Consider the following 17,279-nt stretch of genomic DNA (forward strand, 5'->3'; position numbering starts at 1 on the left):
TCAACCTCTGAAACCGGGGGGGATATGATCGTCTGGTTCACTCAGGCTATTGATATCACGTTTTGCCGAGCCACCACTACTGGCCCGGCTTATTTGCACGCTGCGCGCCAGTTTTTGCTGCCACTGGACGTGGTGGAAGACTCTGCCCTCGGCCTGCCAGTAGGCGATAAACGAGGCCAGTTCTTCTGCTGTAACGGGCTGCGTGAGGGCAATGCCCCATAAGGCCGCAAGACGCTGGAAATCCGCATCCGGCTGCCAGCCGGAGTACATGGCGAATTTCCCCATCGGCACGGCCACGGGTGCCGCAGTTGGTTCTTCATACAAACGCTCGTCCAGCGTAACATCGCTGCCCGGACGTGCCAGTTTAGCTTCCAGCGCCAACAATTGCGCCAGACGGGCAGGGGAGAGTGCGTAAAACGCCGGGGTGTTATTGGCAAATACCGCGACCGCCTGCCCCTCTGCCTTCGCCAGCACGCTGGCATAGTTCTGCATAAAGGCGTCGATACCGACAACATCAGGCGTCAAGATTCTGGAAGACATACGCTATCTCAATACATAAGGGGTGACTGGGTAATAATGGCACATAGTAACACAGTGCATCGAATGGCTGGCAGGCAGGAAAGGGATTAAAAAAAGCGTCCTGATAACCAGCCCGGCAAGGGGGAAACGCCGGGATTGGGTTCCCGGAGAGCGACCCCACCCGATGGTCGCCCCGATGACTACGGAGCGTTGACAACCTCCGGCCTCACCTTCTGCAAAAGTGTCTTCTGGAATGGCGATTTTATCGCGTATGAGGACATCCTCACACCCGAGGATGCTTACGATAGAGCCACAGGCCGGGGATCGATAGCCCGATGGAAAGCGCACCCACAATGGAAGACGCCTTCAGAAAATTGGTCAGCAGCATAATCATCAGATCTTCTGAATAGCCAAAGTGGCTAATTTTCACCGCCGAAACCATGGCGGTATATGCGGAAATACCGGGAAACATGGGGATCACCGCAGCCACAGTAAAAATTTTTGGATGCGCCAGATACCAGCGCGACCAGCGAATACCGATAGTACCCACCAGCATTGAGGCCATAAACGTTGACCACTCAATATTAAATCCGGCGGTGAACATTACCATCCGCGAACCATGCCCAATTGCGCCCAGCAGTGCACACCAGGGAAGCGCCCGGTGTGGAACGTTAAACACCATCGCAAAGCCGACCGCAGGGATAGCGGACAGAAGCATGTCCTGTACCAGCGCCAGCAGAAAATCGATTACGCCCATCCGCGCAGCCCCCATAATGTCAATGCCATGACCACACCAATACAGGTCGCCAGGGTTAACAGGCTGGCGATGGCCCAGCGGGCAAGCCCGGTATTAATATGTCCTTTAAACATATCTGCTACTGCATTAATCAGAGGAAAACCCGGCACCAGCAGCAGAACGCTGGCGGCCATGGCGACGCTTGATGTGTCATGGAACAGAGGCAGTCGCAACAGCAACCCGGAAACGGTGGTAGCGACAAAGGCGGTAATACAGAAATTAAGTTGTGGATGCAGAGAGCGATGGGTCAACACCTGGCGCACATACATAGCCAGGGCGCTGGCACAAAACGTGATAAAAGCACCATCCCAGCCGCCGTTGTTCAATTTACAGAAGCAGGCACAAGAGAGGCCGACCATCACCACCAGCAACCAGCGCGGATAACGTAGCGGTTTAATATGGCTGAACCGTTTTTCAACATCCCGGTGATCCAGAAGCTTATGTTCCGTCATAATGACGATGTGCTGGACTTCGGTCACCACATGCATATTAATACCGCGATCGCTGTTTTTGCGCGTTGAGGTCAGGCAGAGCCCGTCCTTAATCGTCGTTAAAACAATCGCGTTAGCGGAGATAGAACTTTCAACGCTGTCCATCCCCAGCGCAAGCCCCAGACGTGTCGATAGCTCCTCCACGAGTGCGCTTTCCGCGCCGTGCTGCAATAAAAAAAGCCCACACTGAATACATAATCGCGTAATGGTTCGTTGTAATGACTGATCAACTTGCATGGATCGCCCTGAGATGGAAAAAAGAAAAAAAGCAGCGCATAAATGGTTTTACCATGAAGTGACTATGCGATGGCTGTGGCTAAGATCAAAAAACGTGCAAAAAATCCTCAGTTCTGAAATCGGACTTACAGCGGCAGTAGATCAGAAAGAGAGTGCCTGGGATAGTGAGCGGTGGTAAAGTCATAATCTCGCATTTAAAAAATGCAGTAAAATATTTACGTAATGAATATTTTTAGTTTTTCTAAAAAAACTTTTCTTTTTTTCTAATTTGGAATTGATTAAGTTTTTTTTGGTATTGTGAGATATTTACAAGGTTCACATTATCCAGCGAAAGGTATAATGTGATACATGATACGGTTGTACATTGCTAAATGTACAATAATGGACACTTACAGGGAAGAGAAAGATTCACTAAGTTGCATATGAATATATAAATTTTATTTATTCATATGAATGATGTTTGCAATCATAAAATAAAGTGATTCTTCGACAGGATGCGGAGGTTATTTGTATGGGATCAGGACACTGCAAGTATGGCGTCATTATCAGCAAGATACCGGTAATGCAAACCGGACTCAGCGGAATAATGGAACTGCATTTCCCTGATTATGAACTTACCTCATGTCATTCTCCTGAAGAGCTAACGCTTTTCCAGCTTCGCCGCGCCTCCCTGGTTCTGGTCGACCTTTCTGGCGAGTTTCGCCATGCCCGCACTCTCTGTGAACAGTTCTATGCATTAATATCGCAATACCGTGATATTCACTGGATATTTCTTGTTTCTCGCTCCGTCTACCCTTTAGCCGTCGAATTTTTAATGCGTCCTGAAAGCACGTTGCTTTCAGATGCAGAGCCTGTCGAACAAGTGGTCAAAGCGATTCATGCCGGTGGGCTTTCTGCGGAGCGAATTAGCCAGACGTTACTGGCGGCAGAGACGCAAGAAACCGTTAGCGAAGATGACTCCCTGGCTGTGCTGACGCTGTCAGAACGTAAAGTGCTGCGTCTTCTTGGTAAAGGCTGGGGAATTAATCAGATTGCGGCATTACTGAAAAAAAGCAATAAAACCATTAGCGCGCAAAAAAATAGTGCAATGCGCCGTTTAGCGTTACGCAGCAATGCGGAGATGTACGCATGGATAAATAGCGCACAGGGAATGAAAGAGCTGAATTTATTTTCAGCCTATGGAGATTCAATCGAATGGAAAAGAGCCCCGCAAAGCGACATGTCGCTATCGTAGAACCTTGCAGAATGACTGAAGTTGGGCTTCGTCATCTTTTTGGCACGGTGTCTACTGATAACTACACGATACATTTTTTCAGAGACTACGTTGAGTTGAAAAAGGCGCTCAGTACACGTGGTTTTTTTTCAGTGATTTACTCACTCTCAGGCAGCAGGGAACAGCGTCGTGAAGGACTGATGCTATTAAGCGAGCTGAGTCAGCTGTATCCCAAAACGCAGCGGATCATGCTGGCGAATGATGAGCGTGAAGCCCGCCTGGTTAGCCATCTGGCGCCGTCAGGCTTACATGGTATTATCAGCAAAGCGGCACCTCTGGATGTATTACAGGCCCAGCTTGTGACGCTGCTGCGTGAAACCCGTCGGGTTAACGTTAACGCCCATAATCACTGGTACGTTAGCAGTTCCCGGATGCTCAGTCCCACTGAACGCGCTATTCTTCAGTTTATGGCGTATGGCTATTCCATGCCTGAGATTGCCGCTCAGCTTGAGCGTAATATCAAAACGATTCGCGCGCATAAGTTTAATGCCATGACCAAACTGGGCGTAAGCTCTGATATGGGGTTGTTGCACGCGGCCGACATTCTGATCAACATCCCGCTTGCGGGTGAGGAATATGCGGCAGGGGAAGGCAGTATCGTCGCGCATTAAAGTGCGCTACTCTGGCAAAGGACACCGTCCTTTGCCAGTTTCCTCTACAGACAAACATCTACCCAGGTGGCGTCAGTCAACTGCGCCATTCGCTCCGGCGCGATCCTGACCGCGCTATGAATTGCGCCTGCGGCGGGAAAAACTTCCTGGTATTGCCGCAGCGAAATATCACAGTACACGGCCAGCGGATTTTCCAGCCCAAAAGGGCAGACGCCGCCCACCGGATGACCTGTCATGATGACAACTTCATCGCTACTTAACATCCGTGCTTTTGCCCCAAATACGGATTTCAGCTTTTTGTTATCCAGCCGCGCATCGCCTTTCGCCACGACCAGAATCACGTCGTCTTTGACTTTAAGCGACAGCGTTTTCGCAATTTGCCCCGGCTCAACGCGGTGAGCGGCAGCAGCAAGCGCTACGGTGGCAGTACTTTGACTGAGTTCAATTATTTCAACATCGGGCGCGCGATCGGCAAAAAACTGTCGCACAGATTGCAGACTCATGAGGATCTCCTGACTATTATCCGTTTTAATCTGTCACATACGTCGGGTCAATGTAAATAACCCCTCTTCAGCGTCATGAATATTGAGATTTATCGATCCCCTTCACATTCGCTGCAACCGGTTACAGTAACCGGTTGCAGATTGATGAAATGCAGTTTATTACTACGGCTGTCACTTCCACTGTATTGAAATAATAAGAGCCGTGCATGATTAATACCTTTGTGAACGAACGCGCTGGAAAATTTCCCGGCATGGAACTGCGCTCACAGGGCGACAGCGCGTACGGCTATAAAATAAGGGCCGCTATGCTTACGTCTATAGCCTGTCAGGAGGGCTGCTATGTCTGCTAACAATGCTGCGTTTAATCTGATATTCCGCTTCGTTGAGAACTACGTCAGTCCCATCGCTGGACGCGTTTCTGCGCAGCGTCACGTCATGGCAATCAAGGATGGTTTTATTTCCGCCATGCCATTTATGATTGTCGGATCGTTTTTACTGGTTTTTGTGTACCCGCCGTTCTCCCCGGACACCACCTGGGGATTTGCGCGTGCCTGGCTGGATCTGGCGAAGCAGTACGAAAGTCGTATCCTGACGCCGTTCGATATGACGATGGGCATTATGTCGATCTATATCTGCGCGGCCATTGCCTACAACCTGGGTAAGCACTACGAGAAGAAATTCCAGCTCGATCCCTTTATGGGCGCGATGCTGTCGATCATGGCCTTTCTGCTGGTGGCTTCACCGAAAACAAACGGCGCGCTGCCGGTCGATAGCCTCGGTGGCACAGGCATTTTCACGGCCATTCTGGTCGCGATTTATTGTGTCGAAGTCATGCGTTTTTTGAAAGCGCATAATATTGGCATTCGTCTGCCGGACGCAGTGCCGCCGATGATCAAAAACTCATTCGATCTGCTGATCCCGATTCTGGTGGTGGTAATAACGCTTTATCCGCTGAGTCTGTGGTTGCAGAGCGAGTTTGGCATGTTGATCCCGCAGGCGATTATGTCGATCTTTAAACCGCTGGTTTCAGCGGCAGATTCTCTGCCGGCCATTCTGCTGGCGGTATTGATCGGCCACCTGCTGTGGTTTGCCGGTATCCACGGTGCAGCGATTGTCTCCGGGATGCTGCAAATGTTCTGGCTGACTAACCTGGGCATGAACCAGAGTGCGCTGGCGCAGGGGGCACCGCTGCCGCATATCTTTATGGAAGCATTCTGGACGTTCTTTATCGTGGTGGGTGGCTCCGGCGCCACCATGGGGCTGGTCATTTGCTATCTGCGTAGCCGCTCTGCCCACTTACGCTCGATTGGTCGCCTGAGTATTGTGCCAAGTATTTTCAACATCAACGAACCGGTGATTTTCGGTACGCCTATCGTGATGAACCCGGTGTTCTTCATTCCTTTCCTGCTGGCTCCGATGGTTAACGCCATTCTCGCCTGGGGCGTGATGAAGATGGATTTGATTGGTCGGGTTATCTCGGTCGTACCATGGACCGCGCCAGCGCCAATTGGTGCGGCATGGGCATTGGGCTGGGATTTCCGCGCTGCCATCCTGGTGATCGTTCTGGCGATTGTCTCGGCGATCATCTACTTCCCGTTCTTTAAAGTATACGAGAAACAATTGCTGGAGCAGGAAGCGCAGGAAGCCGCACGCGTGGAAGAGGAGCAGGTCGCATAACATCAATATTGCCCGGTGGCGCAAGGCTACCGGGCAGGTTATTTGGTCAATGTGCAGTCGCCGCACTGCTGAACATCCGGCAGGCGGTAACGCTGACAGCAGGTACGACGTACCAGTAGTCCATCGCGTGGAACCACGGTGCGCCACAGCGGATTATCGCTGCCATCTGCAAGTGCTTTGTTGAAGAAAATATGCTGGCGGAGCGTTTCCGTCAGCGCATCGCCCAGTAGCGGTTTCATCTCACCCAGATACCAGTTAATCAGATAACCCGTATTACTCCAGATAAGTTTGCCGTTAATGTCTCCCGTCGCTTCGAGGGCTTTCACGACCGGGATTAACGCCTGAGTCACCAGCTTTTCTATACGTTTAACAGGGGAGAGCGCTGTGCCTTGCGGATCGTCAATAACATCGATCCAGAAGCAGGCCGCGCGGCCCGTCTCATGAAACTCAACGTGAAAATGTTCAGGTGAAAGGTCAGGTGCGTGTTGTCCGGTCAGCAGAGCCAGCATCAGCGGTGGGACCAGCAATCCGAGATACCACTGTGCCCACAGCGAAATCAGCGGTTTGTCTTCACGTGGCAACAAGGGCTGATTGCGGTAGATATGATCGCCATACAACGCCAGCAGACGTTTTAACTCTGCCGGGCGCGACCAGGTCGCCAGCGTCATCGCATGGACGGGCGGCAACTCGTCAAGCCGGATGAAATCGAGCATATGCGCCCGGTTTTCTGCGATGGTGTTACGTATAGCGTCCGCCAGCGTTACTCTCTTCTCGGTAAAAGGAGCCAGCCAGATAACATTTTCAGTAATCGATGCGGAACGATAAGTCATACGTAAAGTAAGGATAGGAATCTAAATGATAATGATTGCCAATCCTAACTATAGATAAATCCGATCGCAACTCTTTTTCGTTGCACAAAGAATGTTCAGGCGAAGCAGATATCGTCGCTGCTCAGAATATTGTTACGCCCCAGATGCTTGGCTTCATACAGCGCTTTATCAGCATTTTCGAGGGCAAGGTCGACCGCATCACCCTGCAAATCTGCAATACCAATACTCACGGTAACATTGGTCGCAACGCTCTCGTTAAACATATGCGGTATTTTCAGATCGTAGACCTGCTGGCGAATGCGCTCGGCGGTGTCCCTGGCCCGGGCTGCATCGATATTAGTCACCAGCACCATAAACTCTTCGCCGCCGAACCGGGTGACGATATCACGCGAGCGTACGGCATCGCGGATCGCCGCGGAGACGCGGATCAGCGCCTGGTCACCCATCATATGCCCATAGTGATCGTTGTAAGCTTTAAAATGGTCGATGTCGATCAGCAGCACGTAGTGCTGTCCGGAGTCGATTGTCAGAAGCGTATCCAGGCGGTTTTTCAGGCCACGCCGGTTATATAATCCGGTAAGCGGGTCCAGCATGCTGAGATCGTTTAGCGTCTCCCGCTCTTCCAGCAGTTTATACATCAGGCTTTGCGCAAAGTTATCATTACGTTTTTGAATAACGTGCTGGATCGCGATCCCCACCATCGGCAGAGCAAAGCAATACACCATGCGTGGCCACAATTCGCCATCATTAAGCCACAGACAGGTTAAAAATATCGGCAACGAGTGCAGGGTGAAAGCGCTAATGTTATTGGGAAACGAGATCGTGCCAATAAATAGCACACTTAATAAGGCAATAATCAGATAGCTAAAATCTGACGGATCGATCTGCGCATATTTAATGGCGACATGCCAGGCCCACAGGCAACCCGAGGCTATCGAAATAACATTTATATTTATTTTCTTATGTGGATACAGCGCATGCCATACCAGTAACCCCGTGCTTACCAGGGTAATAATGCCTATCGGCAGCGTCAGCGCGCGAGCATTATAAAGCGGGCTGAGGATGATAAAGATGGTTGAGATTATGTTGAGGAACAAAAAAAGCCGCAGGGAAAGCTGATATTTTTTGTTCTTCAGGGACCGCCATGTGTGTGCTGTCATATCAGTAATTCGTTATTTTACTTGGGGTTAAAAGTGTACATCGCCAAAAGGAAAAATAACGCGCGTGAAAACAGGCGCAAATATCAGGTATTCATAGGTCTCGTTTTTAGGGCGCACAATTTATCACCTTAAGGAATGTCTGTCATTACCGCGTAAGTAAATGTGCTGCTGCTTTTTTAATTAGCGCTGACAAATGAGAAAATATGCCATATGATATTGGTTATCATTATCACTGTGAGAGGCGGAAGCATGTTGCAGCGAGCGCTGGGAAGTGGCTGGGGGGTGTTGATCCCCGGCATTATTATTGCGGGTCTGACATTTGCCGATCTGTCTATGAGCGTCTGGCGCGGATTAATTGTGCTGGGGCTGTTGCTGACGTCGGGTATGATCTGGCACAAGCGGCTGCGTCATTTTGTTCTTCTGCCGTCGGGCATGGTGCTGATCGGTGGCATGATGCTGGTGATGATGAATCTGAAACTTATGGGATAAGAAAGGAAGGGAAAAGATAAGATATCTGGTGCGAGGGGGGGGACTCGAACCCCCACATCCTAAGGACACTAACACCTGAAGCTAGCGCGTCTACCAATTCCGCCACCTTCGCACAGTCATCTTACTTTTTTTGATATCGCCTCGTTGGTGCGAGGGGGGGGACTTGAACCCCCACGTCCGTAAGAACACTAACACCTGAAGCTAGCGCGTCTACCAATTCCGCCACCTTCGCCCAGTGCGAGCAATATCAACGTGGATTATGGTGCGAGGGGGGGGACTTGAACCCCCACGTCCGTAAGGACACTAACACCTGAAGCTAGCGCGTCTACCAATTCCGCCACCTTCGCATACCATCGACACTCAAAAAGTATCGTTACCACGGAGGCGCATTCTAGATGTTTTCAACTTTTCGTCAATAGTTAATTGCGCAGGACCGTTTAATTGCTGCAAAAACGGTCATTTATTGACGGCGGTTACAGGCCGGATAAGCGAAGCGCTATCCGGCGTTAACCGCGCGGGTTAGCGGGTCGTTATGACTTCTTCGCCTGACGCGTCATGATCGCACGATACACCTTAAAGCGACCCGTTTGCGCGAGCACTTCATGGAAGCCGAAGGTTTCATCCAGCGCCTGGGGATAAGGCAGGAAGGCGTTAGCCACAATCCGCAATTCGCCGCCGCTGTTTAAATGACGAACCGCGCCGCGAATCAGCGTTTGCGCGGCTTCAAAGCTGGTCTGCATCCCGTCATGGAACGGCGGGTTGGAAATAATCATGTCAAAACGCCCCGTCACGTCGGAGAAGACGTTGCTGGCGAAAACCTCGCCTTCCAGTCCATTAGCGGCAAGCGTTGCGCGGCTGGCTTCTACCGCTGGAGCGCTGACGTCACACAAGGTCAGACGCACTTTAGGCGAGTGGCTGGCGAGCACCGTTGCCAGCACGCCTGCACCACAACCGACATCCAGCACTTTACCTTTCGTGTGCGGGGTGAGCGTGGAGAGCAGAAGCTGGCTGCCTGCATCCAGACCGTCGCGGCTAAAGACGCCCGGCAGCGTTTTGATGGTCAGATCGTTAAGAGCGTACTCATTCCAGAACGCCTGTGCATCAAACGTCGGCTGTTTTTCCAGACGACCGTGATACAGACCGCAGCGGCGCGCGCTGTCAATTTTGTTGAGCGGAGCCAGATCGGCCAGCATCTGCTCGGCGCTACGCACGCCGCTGCGATTTTCACCAACCACAAAAATATCGGTGCCGATGGGCAGCAGAGACAGCAGATTCAGCAACTGAAACTGTGCTTCCGGCTTGTTCTTCGGCCAGTAGTAAATCAGCGTATCGCAGTCGGCGACATCCGCCGCTTCAGCAACCAGGCTGAAACGCACGCGATCGCCCATCTGGCGGTCCAGCACCTGCCAGTGATGATACATTTGCGTATGGGCGCGGCTGAATGCCGTTTCAAGGCGAGCGGGCAGGTCATCCTGCAAATCACCGGCAAAAATTATACGGCTCTGTTCGAAATCATCACTGTGGCGCAGCAAGACTTCACTTGCCGGAGTAAAAGCAGACATGAAAGGTTCCTCTATTATACCTGGCGGCGATTATAGAGGTTTGTTGGCGCAGTTTCGACGAATTTGCTATATTTGCGCCCCTGACAGACAGGAGCGCTCACCTATGACAACCCGACGAGAGTGGCAATTACAGCAGCTGGGCATCACCCGGTGGTCGCTACGCCGTCCCGGCGCGCTACAGGGTGAAATCGCCATTACGCTGCCGGCGCACGTACGTCTGGTGATGGCTGGCAACGATCTGCCCGCGCTTAATGAACCGTTAATCCGCGATATTCTGCGGGCTTTAGCTCTGACGCCCGATCAGGTCCTGCAATTGACGCCGGATCGGGTTGCCATGTTGCCTGAAGGCAGCCGCTGTAATAGCTGGCGTCTGGGCACCGACGAGCCGGTGTTGCTTGAGGGCGCGCAAATGGCAACGCCGACCTGGGCTGACTTACGTTCTAATCCGGCGGCCCGTGCCGCGCTATGGCAACAAATTTGCACTTATGAACACGATTTCTTTCCTCAACACGACTGATTTCGCCCGCGCCTGGGAAATTGAAAAGCGCGCCCACGCCTTTCCGTGGAGTGAAACTACCTTCGCGAGTAATCAGGGCGATCGCTATCTCAACTACCAGCTCATTACTGAGGGAAAAATGGCGGCATTTGCCATCACTCAGGTGGTGCTGGATGAAGCCACGCTGTTCAATATTGCCGTTCACCCGGCTTTTCAACGGCGGGGATTCGGACGTGAGCTGCTCGAACACCTGATCGATGCGCTGGAAAAACGCGGCGTCGTCACGCTGTGGCTTGAGGTACGCGCGTCTAATGCCGCCGCCATCGCGCTGTACGAACATTTAGGTTTTAACGAAGCGACGATCCGCCGCAACTATTACCCCACCGCCGACGGGCGGGAAGACGCCATAATAATGGCGCTGCCAATAAGCATGTAACAAAAGGTGAAATGATGACGTGGGACTGGATATTTTTTGACGCGGACGAAACGCTGTTTACCTTTGATTCGTTCGGCGGCTTACAGCGGATGTTTCTCGACTACAGCGTGACCTTCACCGCAGACGATTTCCAGGACTACCAGGCCGTTAATAAGCCGCTGTGGGTGGATTATCAGAACGGCGCCATCACGTCGCTTCAGCTCCAGCATCAGCGTTTTCAGGGCTGGTCCGAACGCCTGAGCGTCCCGGCGGGCGACCTTAACGCTGCTTTTTTAAATGCGATGGCCGAAATCTGTGCGCCGCTGCCGGGCGCGGTATCGCTGCTTGATGCGCTACGGGGTAAAGCAAAGCTCGGGATCATTACCAATGGTTTCACCGCGCTACAGCAAATTCGCCTTGAACGCACCGGCCTGCGCGATTATTTTGATCTCCTGATCGTCTCTGAAGAAGTCGGCGTTGCCAAGCCCGATGCGCGGATCTTTGATTATGCGCTGGCGCAGGCGGGCAATCCGGATCGTTCCCGGGTGCTGATGGTAGGCGATACCGCCGAGTCGGATATTCGCGGCGGCATCAATGCCGGACTATCGACCTGCTGGCTGAATGCGCATGGTCACGTCCTGCCAACGGACCTTAAGCCGACCTGGACCGTCACCTCATTACGCGAACTGGAGCAGCTCCTGTGTAAACATTGATTGTCTGACCGATGCTCTTGAGTACAATAGCCGCAATTTTCGTATTTTACGCTGCGTGGCCTGCTGCCGCGCACCTACACAGAAGATGTTAACTATGACGTTGTCTCCTTATTTGCAAGAGGTGGCGAAGCGCCGTACTTTTGCCATTATCTCTCACCCCTATAAGCTACCTGCCGTTAACTAAATTCAAATCCATCATTATTCTTCAAACTCCTTTCACTAATCCATATAACATGTTGGTGTGCGTGGCTTTTCATTCTTCATCTCATACCAATTCCTTTCATTTGAATCATTGTTAATTCGATTACTTTCGCCAAATTTCTGTACATGCTATTGTACATAATGTACAAACCAGATAAGTTTTTTTAGTTTGTACAAGGTGGGCTATGGCACTGTCGGATACGTGGTTACGTTCGGTAACGGGCAAGGAACGCGAAAAGGTTATAGTGAAGTCGGATCGGGATGGCTTATCTGTCAGAGTATCACCGAAAGGGCGCGTGGTTTTTCAGTACCGCTATCAGTGGGCGGGAAGAGGCGAGCGTATGGATATCGGAACTTATCCCGCCACAGGCCTTAAAGAAGCACGAGACGAGGTGATCCGGCTTCGCGGAGAACTTGAGGCAAACAGAAACCCGAAACTGGTCCGCCTGGCTGAGAAGAGAAAAGCTACTGGAGCGCTGACCATTGAAGCGGCTATCACGGTTTGGTACGACACCTATTGCCTCAAGAATAAAAAAGGCGCGGATCAAATCCTTCGATCCTTTCAAATCCACCTTTTTCCCAAAATAGGAAGCATGCCGCATGATGCCGCTAGTCTGCATGACTGGCTGGAGGTTCTGGAGCCGCTAAGCCTAAAGCTGCCTGGTATTGCTGATCGTTTGCTGGTTAACGCAAAGCAGGCGCATGCATGGGCTTATAAGAGAAAGCTGGTGGAGAACCGCCCGCTGTCCGACATAACCAGTAAGGACATGGACATCAAAAAAGGGCAGGGTGAGAGATTCCTTAGCCATGAAGAAATCAGAATTCTGTATGCTGCTATCGAAGGTTCCCGCATGGTTCCAAAGTATCGGGCCTTTATAAAACTGTTGCTGCACTTTGGTTGTCGGCCTGCTGAGCTAATCGGTGCAAGGGTTAGTGATTTCGACATGCTCAGCAAGGTATGGACAGTTCCGCCAGAACGGCATAAAACAGGAACGGTAACAGGAAAGCCATTGAAGAGACCGATAATAGAGCCGATAGAAGAATTGATTAAGCATTCCATTTCGATGAACAATGGTTCAGATATGCTTTTCACTAAAGAGAATAGTCGCGAACCTGTTGGCAAATCATCTCTCCAGTCTTTGCCATACAACCTGACTAAGTATGCCTGGCGGAGACTAGGATATCAGTTTCCTCACTGGTCGCTTTACGATCTGAGAAGAACCGCAAGAACTAATTTTTCTGACCTGACAGAGCCACATGTGGCTGAAATAATGCTCGGTCATAAACTGCCAGGGGTTTGGCAGGTTTATGACAAGAGCGATTATCTCGAAGCACAGCGAAAAGCTTACCGGGCGTGGTGGGAACGGGTTGAGACCATTGTTAAGGTGTAACCCCGGCGAACCGTTGAATTTTATGCGCCGCCCATTTGTTGGGACAGGATTTAATATCCGGGTCCGGGAACTCGGGGCGGTACTTCTGTCCCGTTTTTCCATTTATGCTGTTCCAGCGAAGCACTGTTGATACGGAAACTCCGCAGTAGTCGGCCACCTGTTTAGTTGTCATTAAATCGCTCATACTCACCTCACACCACATTCAGGCCACGGCAGTGGCACCACACATCAAACATCCGCTTAACCACTTCCCGGCAATAGTAACCGTTAATATCTCGCGTAACGTCGTACCGCCCGCCATAACGGAGCCGGACCCACATCTCAAATTCCCGGTTCATTATTCTGAGCCTCTTCCAGTTTTTCACGGGCGCGCTGTGCACATCGTGCGAAGGATGATGGCGTCACAATGTCGCGCAATTCTGCAATGAGGTAATCATTGTGCTGCTGGTGCGATTGCACGTTTTGCTCTTTTTCCAGTTGACGCAGGACCGCCAGGCGGGCAGTGACCAGCCGACGTTTGGCTTTTACCGTGCGCAGCGCCTTCTCAGCGCTCTTTCTCCATGCGCTTGACCCAACAGTGCCGTATGACTGTTCGATCTGCTGCTCAATACTCAACTGCGCCATTTCCGCGTTCGCCAGTTGTTCGAGACAGGCAACAACAGTGTTAAGGTTGTTAGTGTCGATATGTGTTTTCTGCATCACTCTGTTGTCTCCTGTTCTGCTTCAATAATGGCGTCAACCGCATGCATCAGGCTGCCTGCCATCTCGTCATAATCACACCATGCGTCCTGATTCAGGAACGCATCCAGAATGACCGGCGCAAGCATGGCAACCAGGTGCTGGCGGTAGGTCATGGCAGCGCCCGGGCGGGGAATTGTCTGGTATTTGCCATTACTCATCGTGAAATCTCCTGTAATGCAATTTTGTATGCCCGAAGCATGCGGTTTGATGGACCGGAAATAACGGTTTTCATGCAGAAGAAACCGGTACGCCTTGAGGAAAGCCCCTGGACCATAAACAGAGTGATGTCGACCACCAGATTGTGCCGGCGGAACTCAAACACAGTGCTGGTAATGACAAGTTTCGACACCGCGCCCTGGTCCTTAAATTCGATTTTCATCTCAGAAGCTCCTCAATCACTTTAAATGTGTCATCCGTACAGGGCATAACAACGAACTCTGGGTTGCCATAAATGGCGTTGATAACTGGATCGAACTGAATTCGCACCCCGGTAAGGTCGCCAGAGGGCCGCAACTGAACGGGAATGAACTTCTTCTCGCGCCCGAACATCTTCTGCGGGTAGCTAAGATATTCAGCCTGAATAACTGGATTGATGCCGAAGTCGATTTTTCCCGGAATAACGCGATCCATATCAGGAAAGCGACCATCGACAAGTTTGATGCCACTAATTGAGATCCGGCGTTCGTAGGCGTCACGATGAATGGCGAACGCTTCTTTGTTTAATACCAGCTCGGTAGTTTCTGCTTTCGCCGGAACCGGTCCTTCAAACTGAACGATGATGTTTTTCTTCGTCCGGATGCCGTGCTCCATGCGCAACGCGACATACCCGTTAGTTGCCTCGATATGTTTCGGAGTGATGTGTACCCCGTTCAGGTAGTAACGGACATCGTTTTTAGCAGCGCACACCAGGGCAGCGCGGATAAGTTTCGACTGGATGATCATGCGTCTGCCCCCGCGAAGACCTCTTTCGGGTCTTTGCGCAGAACGAACCCGCCAAACTCAGGATTCTGCCAGCGCTTGCGCTTACCACTCGGACGGGACGATTCCTCCAGCAGCACCTGAAAGGCATGCAGGAATGATTCACGATGCACACACAGACCACGGACGCCAGGTAACTGTCTGGATGGCAGGTTTGCGAACCGAACAAGGCGACGACAGGAAGGATCGGACAGACCGGTTTCCCACGAAATCTTATGTACCGGAACGAATTCAGTATCGGTATTCACGAATTCATTCGAACCGATGCGCTGTTGCGGTACTGCTGGGGATGCAGGCGCAGCAGTAACCAGGTTCGCACCGCTAACCTCCATTACCGCCTTCATCGTCGCTGATGCTGTCGCTTCGGCAACCACTCGGGCCAACGAAAGAATATCGTTATTCATGCTGATCTCCTGCTGGTGTGATTTAACGACTGACGCTTCTTTGCTGTAAGTCCCGGTTGTCATGATGGCGGGGAGCACATCCTCACAAACCCAGTCCTGCACACGTTCAGCGGAGGGAAGCTGGCTGCGCAGGATAAGCCGGAACAAATCAGCCTGACCTGCAAGCTGGGTTCCACGCGGTTTATCACCAAAACCCAATTCTAACGATTCGTTATAATCAAGTTTAATCAGAGACTTGCAATGGTCTTTCAGCGCTTTGGCTGGGTTTGTGTATCCAAGGGATTTAGCAAGTTCTACAGCGTCAAAGGCTGGCTTCCCTTCATAAAGAATTCCGCTCATCGAAAAGTTCAGCTCATCAGAGCTAAAGGTCATCAGTTGGTTATTCATCGCTTTCTTCCTCCAGTTCCTTTGCTTCACGTTCTGCAATCACGTCGAGTTCAGCATTGAGTGAATCCGCCTCGCCATAGGTGGCTACACGGATCGACTGTAGGGTAGGGCTGCTGAGTCCGTCCCGGCCTTCACAAATGCTGACCGCAGCATTAACGGCTGCGCCAGTCTCACTATTACCCTGGGTAAAGATCGTGTATTCACAGCGATCACCTTTTCTTGTCACCATAAAGGTGACTCGGTACCACATGCTGATAAGCTCATTTTTCACATCATTTCCCTCATTGCATAAGCGGCACGCCTGGCACGCCTTCGGTCTGTAATTGCGCGATAAAGCCGTTGTGCAACCGGTCCATTGCCTCCCGGCCAAAAGCACTCAACGCGAATCCTTTTTCCGGGTGGAATTCCACCATGCCCCTGTACATCTGCAACGCCAGCGCCAGTCCTTCTTCACGCCCGTATTTTTCGATAGCGACAGACTCGATGTGACTGGACATAGCAAAGCGCACCGGCCCGGGGTAAATACTCATGCCGCCGCGCTCGCCGAGAAAGATAACCGCCCGGTCAAAGCCACCATCTTCATTCGGAACATCAACGGTGCCGTTTTTGTCGCGCTCCTCATTGATGAATACAGTTGCAACCAGCCAGCGACAGAGAATGATTTCCTTCCTGACCGGAAACTGGATCCATCCAGCCTGTTTTGCATCCTGAATGCACAACTGCCAGCGAAAACCTTCATGTGTGCGATGATCGAAATAAGAGCTGTCAAACTGACGAACCGCACCTGACCAGCCGATAACACGGTTTCCAGTCCGAATTCCGTTGGGAGTGGCCACAGGGTTAATTTTCTTATCGTTCATCAGTTCATCCCCGCTGGTTTACTGGCCTGAAGCGCTGCAACATCTTTCACATAGCGGTCATGCATGGACTCCCAGCGCTCATGCCATTTCTGCATTGCACGTTTGCGGGCAAGGATTCGACGCAGACGGCGCATGCAACGCTGGTGGGCAGACAGATACTCAGCGGTAGTTTCTCCGTCGCGCCAGATTTCCATATCGTCACGATCAATGCGTACTTGTGGATGCCGCTGTTTGAAACCCGACATACCAAACGCCTGAGTTGTCATGAAGAATGCGAGGTAGCGGATCGCTGTATCGCGGGTGAAACACTTTTTGATGCGGCCATGCCGGGCAGCAACGAATAACGGACCAGCAGGGGTTTCATAGATTCTGATCGCCTGGTCAATTGCAGAATTAGTGCGGTTGTTTTTCATTTTCTGTCCTTTAATTTGCTATATCTTTCGTGACTCATTACTGCCCAGTTCTGGCCGCCATCGCGGGACAACAGCCGCCAGCGCAGATTTACTTTCAGGCTCAGATGGCCGGTTTTGTACATTCGGCGGGGA

General features: G+C 51.4%; 24 protein-coding genes and 3 tRNA genes. 8 read left to right on the forward strand and 19 right to left on the reverse strand.

Annotation, left to right across the window (positions count from 1 at the left end; genetic code table 11):
* The 3 genes from dnaT to P0H77_RS03600 form a co-directional block, all read right to left on the reverse strand.
* On the reverse strand, window positions 1-540 hold the full coding sequence (dnaT, locus tag P0H77_RS03590) for a primosomal protein DnaT (RefSeq protein WP_276163623.1): 540 nt from the start codon (window positions 538-540) through the stop codon (window positions 1-3).
* 262 nt (window positions 541-802) lie between these two features.
* The gene (locus P0H77_RS03595; protein ID WP_276163624.1) at window positions 803-1,276 is read right to left on the reverse strand and encodes a threonine/serine exporter; all 474 of its coding nucleotides are present in this window, start codon (window positions 1,274-1,276) and stop codon (window positions 803-805) included.
* Window positions 1,267-2,043 carry a threonine/serine exporter ThrE family protein gene (locus tag P0H77_RS03600; protein ID WP_276163625.1) on the reverse strand — a complete coding sequence of 259 codons (777 nt, stop codon included), beginning with the start codon at window positions 2,041-2,043 and terminating at the stop codon, window positions 1,267-1,269. Before P0H77_RS03600 ends, P0H77_RS03595 begins: the two co-directional genes overlap by 10 nt.
* Before the next feature lie 511 nt (window positions 2,044-2,554).
* Here P0H77_RS03600 and P0H77_RS03605 point away from each other — a divergent pair.
* Window positions 2,555-3,277, forward strand: a complete 723-nt coding sequence (locus tag P0H77_RS03605; protein ID WP_276163626.1) for a response regulator transcription factor — start codon at window positions 2,555-2,557, stop codon at window positions 3,275-3,277.
* A gap of 11 nt (window positions 3,278-3,288) precedes the next feature.
* Entirely contained in the window at window positions 3,289-3,927 is a 639-nt protein-coding gene (gene bglJ / locus P0H77_RS03610; protein ID WP_276163627.1) for a DNA-binding transcriptional activator BglJ, read from the forward strand.
* A 44-nt stretch (window positions 3,928-3,971) separates the two neighbouring features.
* Here the strand turns inward: bglJ and P0H77_RS03615 are convergent, their stop codons facing one another.
* A complete protein-coding gene (locus P0H77_RS03615; protein WP_276163628.1) occupies window positions 3,972-4,430 on the reverse strand; it encodes a YbaK/EbsC family protein in 459 nt (152 codons plus the stop codon).
* A 339-nt stretch (window positions 4,431-4,769) separates the two neighbouring features.
* Between P0H77_RS03615 and P0H77_RS03620 the strand changes: the two genes are divergently transcribed.
* Window positions 4,770-6,107 (forward strand): PTS sugar transporter subunit IIC, encoded by a 1,338-nt coding sequence (locus P0H77_RS03620; RefSeq protein ID WP_276163629.1) that lies wholly within the window; start codon window positions 4,770-4,772, stop codon window positions 6,105-6,107.
* Between the two features lie 38 nt (window positions 6,108-6,145).
* On the opposite strand, the gene fhuF is transcribed toward P0H77_RS03620, so the two are convergent.
* Window positions 6,146-6,937, reverse strand: coding sequence for a siderophore-iron reductase FhuF (gene fhuF / locus P0H77_RS03625; protein WP_276163630.1), 792 nt, complete (start codon window positions 6,935-6,937; stop codon window positions 6,146-6,148).
* A gap of 95 nt (window positions 6,938-7,032) precedes the next feature.
* A complete protein-coding gene (locus P0H77_RS03630) occupies window positions 7,033-8,097 on the reverse strand; it encodes a GGDEF domain-containing protein (protein WP_276163631.1) in 1,065 nt (354 codons plus the stop codon).
* Between the two features lie 210 nt (window positions 8,098-8,307).
* On the opposite strand from P0H77_RS03630, the gene P0H77_RS03635 reads away from it, so the two are divergent.
* Entirely contained in the window at window positions 8,308-8,586 is a 279-nt protein-coding gene (locus tag P0H77_RS03635) for a DUF1435 domain-containing protein (RefSeq protein WP_276163632.1), read from the forward strand.
* A 26-nt stretch (window positions 8,587-8,612) separates the two neighbouring features.
* Here the strand turns inward: P0H77_RS03635 and P0H77_RS03640 are convergent.
* The 4 genes from P0H77_RS03640 to rsmC all read right to left on the reverse strand — a co-directional run bounded on the left by P0H77_RS03640 (window position 8,613) and on the right by rsmC (window position 10,148).
* Window positions 8,613-8,698: transfer RNA gene (locus P0H77_RS03640), tRNA-Leu, on the reverse strand.
* 33 nt (window positions 8,699-8,731) lie between these two features.
* Window positions 8,732-8,818 (reverse strand) — tRNA-Leu (locus P0H77_RS03645).
* A 28-nt stretch (window positions 8,819-8,846) separates the two neighbouring features.
* Window positions 8,847-8,933, reverse strand: a tRNA-Leu gene (locus P0H77_RS03650).
* A gap of 183 nt (window positions 8,934-9,116) precedes the next feature.
* Window positions 9,117-10,148 (reverse strand): 16S rRNA (guanine(1207)-N(2))-methyltransferase RsmC, encoded by a 1,032-nt coding sequence (gene rsmC, locus P0H77_RS03655; protein WP_276163633.1) that lies wholly within the window; start codon window positions 10,146-10,148, stop codon window positions 9,117-9,119.
* Between the two features lie 103 nt (window positions 10,149-10,251).
* Between rsmC and P0H77_RS03660 the strand changes: the two genes are divergently transcribed.
* The 4 genes from P0H77_RS03660 to P0H77_RS03675 all read left to right on the forward strand — a co-directional run bounded on the left by P0H77_RS03660 (window position 10,252) and on the right by P0H77_RS03675 (window position 13,364).
* Window positions 10,252-10,665, forward strand: coding sequence for a DNA polymerase III subunit psi (locus P0H77_RS03660; RefSeq protein WP_176920251.1), 414 nt, complete (start codon window positions 10,252-10,254; stop codon window positions 10,663-10,665).
* Entirely contained in the window at window positions 10,634-11,080 is a 447-nt protein-coding gene (rimI, locus tag P0H77_RS03665) for a ribosomal protein S18-alanine N-acetyltransferase (RefSeq protein WP_276163634.1), read from the forward strand. Before P0H77_RS03660 ends, rimI begins: the two co-directional genes overlap by 32 nt.
* 14 nt (window positions 11,081-11,094) lie before the next feature.
* Window positions 11,095-11,772 (forward strand): pyrimidine 5'-nucleotidase, encoded by a 678-nt coding sequence (gene yjjG / locus P0H77_RS03670; RefSeq protein WP_276165035.1) that lies wholly within the window; start codon window positions 11,095-11,097, stop codon window positions 11,770-11,772.
* Window positions 11,773-12,158: 386 nt separating this feature from the next.
* Window positions 12,159-13,364 (forward strand): site-specific integrase, encoded by a 1,206-nt coding sequence (locus P0H77_RS03675; protein ID WP_276163635.1) that lies wholly within the window; start codon window positions 12,159-12,161, stop codon window positions 13,362-13,364.
* 191 nt (window positions 13,365-13,555) lie between these two features.
* Here the strand turns inward: P0H77_RS03675 and P0H77_RS03680 are convergent, their stop codons facing one another.
* Genes P0H77_RS03680 through P0H77_RS03720 form a run of 9 tightly spaced genes read right to left on the reverse strand, consistent with a single transcriptional unit; the run spans window position 13,556 to window position 17,147 of the window.
* Window positions 13,556-13,702, reverse strand: a complete 147-nt coding sequence (locus P0H77_RS03680) for a hypothetical protein (protein WP_276163636.1) — start codon at window positions 13,700-13,702, stop codon at window positions 13,556-13,558.
* Complete coding sequence (locus P0H77_RS03685) at window positions 13,686-14,063, reverse strand: hypothetical protein (protein WP_276165036.1); 378 nt, start codon at window positions 14,061-14,063, stop codon at window positions 13,686-13,688. Before P0H77_RS03685 ends, P0H77_RS03680 begins: the two co-directional genes overlap by 17 nt.
* On the reverse strand, window positions 14,063-14,263 hold the full coding sequence (locus tag P0H77_RS03690; protein WP_276163637.1) for a hypothetical protein: 201 nt from the start codon (window positions 14,261-14,263) through the stop codon (window positions 14,063-14,065). Before P0H77_RS03690 ends, P0H77_RS03685 begins: the two co-directional genes overlap by 1 nt.
* On the reverse strand, window positions 14,260-14,484 hold the full coding sequence (locus P0H77_RS03695) for a hypothetical protein (protein WP_276163638.1): 225 nt from the start codon (window positions 14,482-14,484) through the stop codon (window positions 14,260-14,262). Before P0H77_RS03695 ends, P0H77_RS03690 begins: the two co-directional genes overlap by 4 nt.
* Window positions 14,481-15,047, reverse strand: coding sequence for a hypothetical protein (locus tag P0H77_RS03700; RefSeq protein ID WP_276163639.1), 567 nt, complete (start codon window positions 15,045-15,047; stop codon window positions 14,481-14,483). Before P0H77_RS03700 ends, P0H77_RS03695 begins: the two co-directional genes overlap by 4 nt.
* Window positions 15,044-15,874: a BRO family protein gene (locus P0H77_RS03705; RefSeq protein WP_276163640.1), complete on the reverse strand. Its 831-nt coding sequence runs from the start codon at window positions 15,872-15,874 to the stop codon at window positions 15,044-15,046. The genes P0H77_RS03700 and P0H77_RS03705 overlap by 4 nt, the downstream gene beginning before the upstream one ends.
* Window positions 15,867-16,145 (reverse strand): hypothetical protein, encoded by a 279-nt coding sequence (locus P0H77_RS03710; RefSeq protein WP_276163641.1) that lies wholly within the window; start codon window positions 16,143-16,145, stop codon window positions 15,867-15,869. Before P0H77_RS03710 ends, P0H77_RS03705 begins: the two co-directional genes overlap by 8 nt.
* Before the next feature lie 10 nt (window positions 16,146-16,155).
* The gene (locus tag P0H77_RS03715) at window positions 16,156-16,734 is read right to left on the reverse strand and encodes a hypothetical protein (RefSeq protein WP_276163642.1); all 579 of its coding nucleotides are present in this window, start codon (window positions 16,732-16,734) and stop codon (window positions 16,156-16,158) included.
* Window positions 16,734-17,147 (reverse strand): hypothetical protein, encoded by a 414-nt coding sequence (locus tag P0H77_RS03720; RefSeq protein ID WP_276163643.1) that lies wholly within the window; start codon window positions 17,145-17,147, stop codon window positions 16,734-16,736. Before P0H77_RS03720 ends, P0H77_RS03715 begins: the two co-directional genes overlap by 1 nt.
* Window positions 17,148-17,279: the final 132 nt, after the last annotated feature.

The organism is Superficieibacter sp. HKU1 (assembly GCF_029319185.1).
Lineage (GTDB): Bacteria > Pseudomonadota > Gammaproteobacteria > Enterobacterales > Enterobacteriaceae > Superficieibacter.